Below are 7,736 nucleotides of genomic sequence, written 5' to 3' on the forward strand. Positions count from 1 at the left end.
CCGCCCGGCGTCCGCGCCGCCGCCACCCCGGGGCCGGTGGGCGGGTGAGGGCCGTCATCACGCGCGTCACCGAGGCGTCGGTCACCGTGGACGGGGAGATCGTGGGCGCACTCCCCCGCGCCGGGCTGCTGGTGCTGCTGGGGGTGTCGACCGACGACGACGAGGTGGACGTCGCCACGATGGTCCGCAAGATCGCGGAGCTGCGCATCCTGCCGGGTGAGGCGGGCGCGGTCGAGATCGGCGCGCCCGTCCTGGTGGTCAGCCAGTTCACCCTCATGGGGTCGACGAGCAAGGGGCGCCGACCGTCGTGGTCCCGCGCGGCGCCCGGGGCTCGGGCCGAGGCCGCGGTCGATGCGGTGGTGCGAGGTCTCCGTGAGCGGGGACTCGAGGTCGAGACCGGGGCGTTCGGCGCGATGATGCAGGTCAGCTCCGTGAACGACGGCCCGTTCACCGTCCTCGTCGACACCTCGGGTTCCCGGACGTCGTGACGGACGTCATGGGCCCGGGAACATTCCCGGCACCCCCGCCGTTGTAGCAGTACGTGACCGTGACCCGGACACGCGTCCGTTCCGTCCATCAGCAACCGACCGCCGACTCTGATCCCCCGGGCCGGCAGGAGGAGGAGACATGACGTCAGCCACCACCCGATCGGACCGTCGGACGGAGGCGGATTCGGATGGCCAGAGCCCCAGCGCGGACCTCGTCCGCGTCTACCTCAACGGGATCGGCAAGACGGCTCTGCTGAACGCGGAGGACGAGGTCGAACTCTCCAAGCGTATCGAGGCCGGTCTCTACGCCGCCCATCTCCTGGCCACCAAGAAGCGGATGGGCCCCACCAAGAAGGCCGACCTCAAGGTGATCGTCGCGGAGGGCGAGGCCGCCCGCGCGCACCTCCTCGAGGCCAACCTGCGTCTGGTGGTCTCACTCGCCAAGCGCTACACGGGGCGCGGCATGCCGCTGCTGGACCTCATCCAGGAGGGCAACCTGGGCCTGATCAGGGCCATGGAGAAGTTCGACTACGCCAAGGGCTTCAAGTTCTCGACCTACGCCACGTGGTGGATCCGCCAGGCGATCACCCGGGGGATGGCGGACCAGTCCCGCACCATCCGGCTCCCCGTGCACCTGGTCGAGCAGGTCAACAAGCTCGCCCGCATCAAGCGGGAGCTCCACCAGCAGCTCGGTCGCGAGGCGACCCTCGACGAGCTGGCGGAGGAGTCGGGGATCCCCGCGCACAAGATCGAGGAGTTGCTCGACCACTCGCGCGACCCGGTGAGCCTGGACATGCCCGTCGGCGCGGACGAGGAGGCGCCGTTGGGCGACTTCATCGAGGACGCCGAGGCCACCAGCGCCGAGAACACGGTCGTCACCAACGTCATGCACTCGGACGTCCGTGCGGTCCTGTCCACGCTGGAGGAGCGCGAACAGCAGGTCATCACACTGCGGTTCGGTCTCGATGACGGCCAGCCCCGCACCCTCGATCAGATCGGCAAGCGTTTCGGGCTCTCGCGTGAGCGCGTCCGCCAGATCGAGCGCGAGGTCATGGCGAAGCTCCGTGAAGGGCGCCGCGCCGACAAGCTCCGCTCCTACGCGGTCTGAGGTCCGGGCCGGACGAGGACACCACGACGCCCCGGCTCCACGGTCAGGCGGGTTCACACCGCCACCGGAGCCGGGGCGTCGTCGTGTCCGGACCGGGCGACGAGCCGCGCCGGCGCAGTGGCCGACCCGCCGCGCACGCCGCGCCGGCTGTACCGACAGCTAGCGCAGTCTCCGCGGGCCCTCGTCCCCGCTGAACCGCGGGGGCGGCCCCAGATGGACCTGTGCGTACAACACGGACACACCGTCGGGGGCCGCGAGCGCGGGGTCGAGAGACAGCCGTCTGAGCTCGGGGACGTCCTCCACCAGGCACGACATCCGGCCCATGAGCTCCACCAGGGCGTCCTTGTCGGCCGGGGTGTCCCCCGCATATCCGTCGAGGATGGGCGCGGCCCGAGGACGGTCGAGGAGCGACCGGGCCTCCGAGGGGGAGATCGGCAGGGTGCTGAACGCGCGATCGGCGAGGAGGTCCGAGAGCATCCCGGACAGGCCGAAGGAGATGAGCGAGCCGAAGATCGGGTGGTCCGCCACCCGGATCGTCACCGCGACCCCCTTGGTGGCCATCTTCTGGACGTGGAGTGCCCGGGAACCGGTGGTCGCCTTGAGGTCGTCGAACGCGTGACGCACGGCCCCCGCGTCGGTCAGGTCCAGGCGGACCCCGGACTGGTCACTCCGGGTCCGCCACTTCTCCCCCATCGCCTTGACCGCCACCGGGTACCCGAGCTCCTCGGCCGCCATGGCCGCCTGCTCCACCCCGACCGCCACACGGTAGTCGACGATCCCCACCCCGTAGCACTCCAGCAGACTCCGGACCTGCCCCTGGGTGAGTTCGAACGACTCGTTCCCGGCGTTCGAGTGACACAGAGAATCGACGAGATCCCGCGCGCGGGCGCGGTCGATGTCGTCGTACTCGGCCGGCTCCTCCGCGGGCTGGTCCAGCCACTCGGCGTAGCGGCGGGCGCGCACCAGCGCCGACACCGCACGCTCGGGGTACGGGTACGACGGGATGGAACCCCGCGAGGCCACGCCGGACTCGTCGGTGATGGTGAGCCCCTCGGGCAGTCCCTCGCCGGCGAGGAAGGTACTCACCACCGGCTTGGAACTGTCGGCCGCCGCGGCACGGATGGCCTCGGCGTAGGCATCGGGCTCGGTGGCCACCGGTGGCACGAACACCGTCAGCACCGAGTCCACCTCGTCGCGGGCCACCACGTCGGCGATCGCGGCCCGGAAGTCCTCGGGTAGCGCTCCCGCGCCCAGGTCGACCGAGTGCGCCACGGTGAATCCCTGCAACCGCGCGGAGTCCCCGCCCAGTCGGCCGACGGCGGTCGAGTTCCCGACGATCGCCAGACGGCCGCCCGCCGGCAACGGCTGATAGGCGAGCAACGTCGCCGTGTCGAACATGTCGGTGATGGAGTCCACCTGGATGAGCCCGGAGTCGCGGAACAGTCCGCGGATGGCCGAGGCGGTCAGACCCTGCACTCCCGATTCCAGGTCGTCGACGGCCCGGCGCACCACCACCACCGGCTTGTTGCGGGCCACGCGGCGCGCGATCCGCGAGAACTTGCGGGCGTTGCCGAAACTCTCGAGGTAGAGCAGGACCACCTCGGTCCCGGTGTCGGTATCCCAGTACTGGAGCAGATCGTTGCCGGAGACGTCCGCACGGTTCCCCGCGGAGACGAATGTCGACAGTCCCAGACCCCGGCGGGCGGCGGCGGCGAGGATCGTGATCCCCAGGGCACCCGACTGACAGAAGAACCCGGCCCGACCCGGCCCCGGGACCACCTCGGCGAGGGTGGCGTTGAGCTGGACGTCGGGGGAGGTGTTGATCACCCCGAGGGCGTTGGGCCCCACCACCCGCATCCCGTGGGCGCGGGCCTCGCTCACCAGGCGACGTTCGGACACCACTCCGGCGCTGCCGACGTCGGAGAACCCGGCCGAGATCACGACGAGGGTCGAGACCCCCTTGGACAGGCAGTCGTCGAGCACCTCGGACATGGACGCGGCCGGAACCGCCACCACGGCCAGGTCGACCGGGTCGGGGATGTCGCGGACGCTGGCGTAGGCACGGACCGACTGCACGGAGGTCGCATCGGAGTTGACCGGGTACACCGGGCCGGAGAACCCGTTCCCGATGAGGTTGCGCAGGACCGTGTGGCCGATCTTGCCGACCTGGTCGGAGGCGCCGATGACCGCCACCGAGGCGGGGGTCAGGACCCTCGCGAGGCTGCGCGCCTCGGCCGCGGTCTCGCGGGCGTTACGGACGTTGGTCAACGCCTCGGTGGGGTCGATCGCGAACTCGAGATGCAGGGTTGATCCATCGAAGGAGCGCGAGATCTCGTACCCCGCCCGACGGAACACCTGGATCATCGACCGGTTCTCCGAGAGCACCTCCGCCTCGAAGTGGTCGATCCCGCACTCGGCGGCGGACCCCGCGAGATGCTCGAGGAAGATCGATCCGAGCCCCCGGCCCTGGTGCTGGTCCGAGATGGTGAACGCCACCTCCGCGAACGTCGAGTCCGGGAGCCTCTCGTAGATCGCCATCCCGATGATCTCCGCGCCCAGTTCCGCGACGAACGCCATCCGGTCGCGGTAGTCGACGTTGGTCATCCGCTGCAGTTCCTTGGCCGACAGGACGTCGTGGGAGCCGAAGTAGCGCAGGTAGCGGGTCCGCTCGGAGAGGCTGGCGTGGAAGCGGGTGATCTTCTCGGAGTCGTTGGGCAGGACCGGCCGGATCCGCACCGCCCGGCCGTCGGAACCCAGGACATCCGCCGCCCACTCGTGTGGATAGCCCTCCGGATAGTCGTCGACCGCCGTGTCGGTGGAGGCGTGTTCTGGCGGGTTGACGACCGGCGCGTCACCCTCGGGGGCGCCGCCGTCGGTCGTTCCGTCACCGGGGTTGGCCATCGTGGTCCTCCATGAGACAACTGTTGTGAATGGTGGGCACCCGCGACGCGGGGGTGGTGCGGTCAGTCCCGGGGATCGTCCGGGTCGAGTCCGAGCAGGGGGTACACCGAGCGGCGGGTGTCGAGGATCGACTGGTCGAGTCGGGCCAGTGTCCGGTCCACCTCTCCCCCACGATCGGCACCGGCGGGCTCCCAGGGCGTGTGCGCGGGATCTCCGCCGTCACTCATCGTCTGCGGGACCCTGTCCGGAACGGTGAACCGGGCGGCCATGGCCTTCCACTCCTCCGGTACCCGGGTCCCCGGATCCACGGGGACGCCGAGGACGGCGGCGATGAGATGGGTCCACGATCGCGGGACCACCCGGACCAGCTCGTAGCCCCCACCGCCGATGGCGATGATCCGCCCCTCGCAGAGCTCGTCCGCCAGTGCGATGAGTCGGAGGTAGGACTCGCGGTGCCCGTCGACCGTGAGGGACAGGTCGGCGAGCGGGTCCTCGCGGTGCGAGTCGCATCCGGCCTGCATGACGATGATCTGTGGCTCGAAGGCCCGCAGGACCCCGGGAACGACCGCGTGGAACCCGCGCATCCACAGCCCGTCGGTGACCGCCGGCAGGAACGCCAGGTTGACCGCGGTCCCCTCCGCGCGGCCCACCCCCGTCTCCGATGCCCAGCCCGTCGACGGCCACAGGGTCGCCGGGTGCTGGTGCAGGGACATGGTCAGCACACGCGGATCCTCGTAGAAGGCGGCCTGGACACCGTCCCCGTGGTGGACGTCGATGTCCACGTAGGCGATGCGGTCGTACCCGTTGTCGAGCAACCAGCTGATGGCCACCGCGGCGTCGTTGTAGACGCAGAAGCCGGCGGCGGCCGCGGGCATGGCGTGGTGCATGCCGCCGGCCACGGAGACCGCCCGCGTCGCGGCGCCACTGGCGATCGCCCGCGCTGCGGCCAAGGTTCCTCCGGCCACCGCGGCGCTCGCCTCGTGCATGCCCGGAAACGTCGGGTTGTCCGCCGTGCCGAGACCGTGGCTCATCCCGAAGTGCTCCCCGGGCGGCAGGTCGCCGGCCGCCCTGACGGCGCCGATGTAGCGGGACGTGTGGACGCGGAGCAGCTCCTCGTCGCTCGCCCACCCGGGGTCCAGCATCTCGACGCCCTGCAGGACCCCCAGTTCCGTGGCCAGCGACATGGTCAGATCGAGTCTGCGCGGACTCATCGGATGATCGGCGGAGTGCCGGTACTCCATCAGCGAGGGACTCCACACCACCGCGGCCGCGACGCCGTCCCGGATACCGGCCATTGCCACCCGTCCTCCCCTCGCACCGGGACGCTCCCGGCGGCCCACATCCGGTGGGAACACCGAGATGCGCGCCCCACGAATCTACGCGGCGGGACCCGAGCCGACCCCCGATTGCCCGCTCCCCACCCCGGTTCGAGGCCCGGCGGTAGTCTCGACCGTGAACCCGGAGGGGACCGTCGACCACCGGGAGCGACTACCTGCGACGATCCGACGTGGAGGATTCAGCGTGAAAGACCTGGTGGACACCACCGAGATGTACCTCCGCACCATCTATGAGCTCGAGGAGGAGGGAGTCATCCCACTCCGGGCCAGGATCGCGGAGCGACTCGAGCAGAGCGGTCCGACCGTGAGCCAGACGGTCGCGCGGATGGAACGCGACGGCCTCGTACACGTGGCGCCCGACCGTCACCTGCAGCTCACGACGACCGGCCGGGATCTGGCCGTGGACGTGATGCGTAAGCACCGGCTCGCGGAGCGACTGCTCGTCGATGTGATCGGGTTGGAACTGGAGAAGGTCCACGCCGAGGCGTGTCGATGGGAGCACGTCATGAGTGACGACGTGGAGCGTCGCCTCATCGAGGTACTCGACGACCCGAGGACGTCACCGTACGGCAACCCCATTCCAGGGCTCGACCGGATCGGCTACACCTCCCAGATGGCCAACGATCGCGCGTTCACCCGCCTGTCGGCGCTGGACACGGACATCCCGCACAGCGTCCGGATCCAGGCGATCGGCGAGAACGTCCAGATCGACACCGACCTCATCTCCGAGCTCCGCGCGCACGGTGTGGAACCACTGCGGACCGTGACCGCGACCCGGCGGGGCCACCTCGTCGAACTCGACTCCGGTGACGGTCACACCGTGGAACTCGACGGCGACCACGCGCACGCGATCCAGGTCGAGATCCTCCCGTGAAGCTCCTCGTCACCGGTGGGGCGGGTTACGTCGGCGGGGTCTGCGCGACCGTGCTCGTCGAGCGCGGACACGAGGTCGTGGTCCTGGACGACCTCTCCACCGGCAACAGGTCGGGCGTCCCCGCGGAGGCGACGTTCATCGAGGGCGATGTCGCCGCGCTGGCGGGCGAGGTCCTGGACCCGGGATTCGACGGGGTCTTGCACTTCGCCGCCCGGTCCCTCGTCGGGGAGTCGGTGGAGAAGCCCGCGGAGTACTGGCAGGGCAACGTCGTGACCTCCCTCGCGCTCCTCGACGCGATGCGCGCCGCCGACGTCACCAACCTCGTCTTCTCGTCCACCGCGGCGACCTACGGCGAGCCGGAGCAGATCCCGATCACCGAGGACATGCCCACCCGGCCCACCAACACCTACGGCGCCACGAAACTGGCGATCGATCACGCCATCACCTCGTATGCGGTGGCCCACGGGCTCGCCGCCACGAGTCTGCGCTACTTCAACGTGGCCGGCGCCCACGGTCCGGTGGGAGAGAACCGGGTCGTCGAGACCCACCTCATCCCGCTGGTCCTGCAGGTGGCCCTGGGACACCGATCCGACATCAAGGTCTTCGGCGACGACTGGCCCACCCCGGACGGGACATGCGTCCGCGACTACATCCACGTCGCCGACCTCGCCGACGCGCACCTACTGGCCCTGGAGTCCAACCGACCCGGCGTCCACCGTGTACTCAACCTCGGCAGCGGGGAGGGCTTCTCCGTCCGCGAGGTGATCGACGTGTGCCGCGAGGTCACCGGGCACCCGATCCCGGACGTGGTCGCACCGCGGCGCGCCGGCGACCCCGCAGTCCTGGTGGCCTCCAGCGAGAAGGCGATGACCGAGTTGGGGTGGACCCCCACCCGGACCGACCTGCACACGATCGTCCGCGATGCGTGGGCGTTCACCTCGGCCCTGGGTGATCGGGCGCACTCCGCCCCGCGGTAGTCCCGGGCCGGCGCGGGCGGGAGCGCCCCGACCGCGCCGGGCCGGTCTCCT

At 70.5% G+C, this 7,736-nt stretch carries 6 protein-coding genes; 4 read left to right on the top strand and 2 right to left on the bottom strand.

The window, feature by feature from the left end; translation table 11 throughout:
* The first annotated feature begins 44 nt into the window (after window positions 1–44).
* Together dtd and G6022_RS01135 are read left to right on the top strand one after the other, a co-directional pair.
* Window positions 45–488 (top strand): D-aminoacyl-tRNA deacylase, encoded by a 444-nt coding sequence (gene dtd, locus G6022_RS01130; protein WP_182640123.1) that lies wholly within the window; start codon window positions 45–47, stop codon window positions 486–488.
* A 139-nt stretch (window positions 489–627) separates the two neighbouring features.
* Window positions 628–1,596, top strand: coding sequence for a sigma-70 family RNA polymerase sigma factor (locus tag G6022_RS01135; protein WP_179525209.1), 969 nt, complete (start codon window positions 628–630; stop codon window positions 1,594–1,596).
* 159 nt (window positions 1,597–1,755) lie between these two features.
* Here the strand turns inward: G6022_RS01135 and G6022_RS01140 are convergent, their stop codons facing one another.
* Window positions 1,756–4,497, bottom strand: coding sequence for a bifunctional GNAT family N-acetyltransferase/acetate--CoA ligase family protein (locus G6022_RS01140; RefSeq protein ID WP_182640717.1), 2,742 nt, complete (start codon window positions 4,495–4,497; stop codon window positions 1,756–1,758).
* Between the two features lie 62 nt (window positions 4,498–4,559).
* Complete coding sequence (locus G6022_RS01145; protein WP_182610773.1) at window positions 4,560–5,792, bottom strand: acetoin utilization protein AcuC; 1,233 nt, start codon at window positions 5,790–5,792, stop codon at window positions 4,560–4,562.
* 226 nt (window positions 5,793–6,018) lie between these two features.
* On the opposite strand from G6022_RS01145, the gene G6022_RS01150 reads away from it, so the two are divergent.
* Window positions 6,019–6,708 carry a metal-dependent transcriptional regulator gene (locus G6022_RS01150; protein WP_179525206.1) on the top strand — a complete coding sequence of 230 codons (690 nt, stop codon included), beginning with the start codon at window positions 6,019–6,021 and terminating at the stop codon, window positions 6,706–6,708.
* Window positions 6,705–7,685: a UDP-glucose 4-epimerase GalE gene (gene galE, locus G6022_RS01155; protein ID WP_182610774.1), complete on the top strand. Its 981-nt coding sequence runs from the start codon at window positions 6,705–6,707 to the stop codon at window positions 7,683–7,685. The genes G6022_RS01150 and galE overlap by 4 nt, the downstream gene beginning before the upstream one ends.
* Window positions 7,686–7,736 lie beyond the last annotated feature (51 nt).

This window comes from Dietzia sp. Cai40, from assembly GCF_014145165.1.
Classification (GTDB): Bacteria; Actinomycetota; Actinomycetes; order Mycobacteriales; family Mycobacteriaceae; genus Dietzia; species Dietzia natronolimnaea.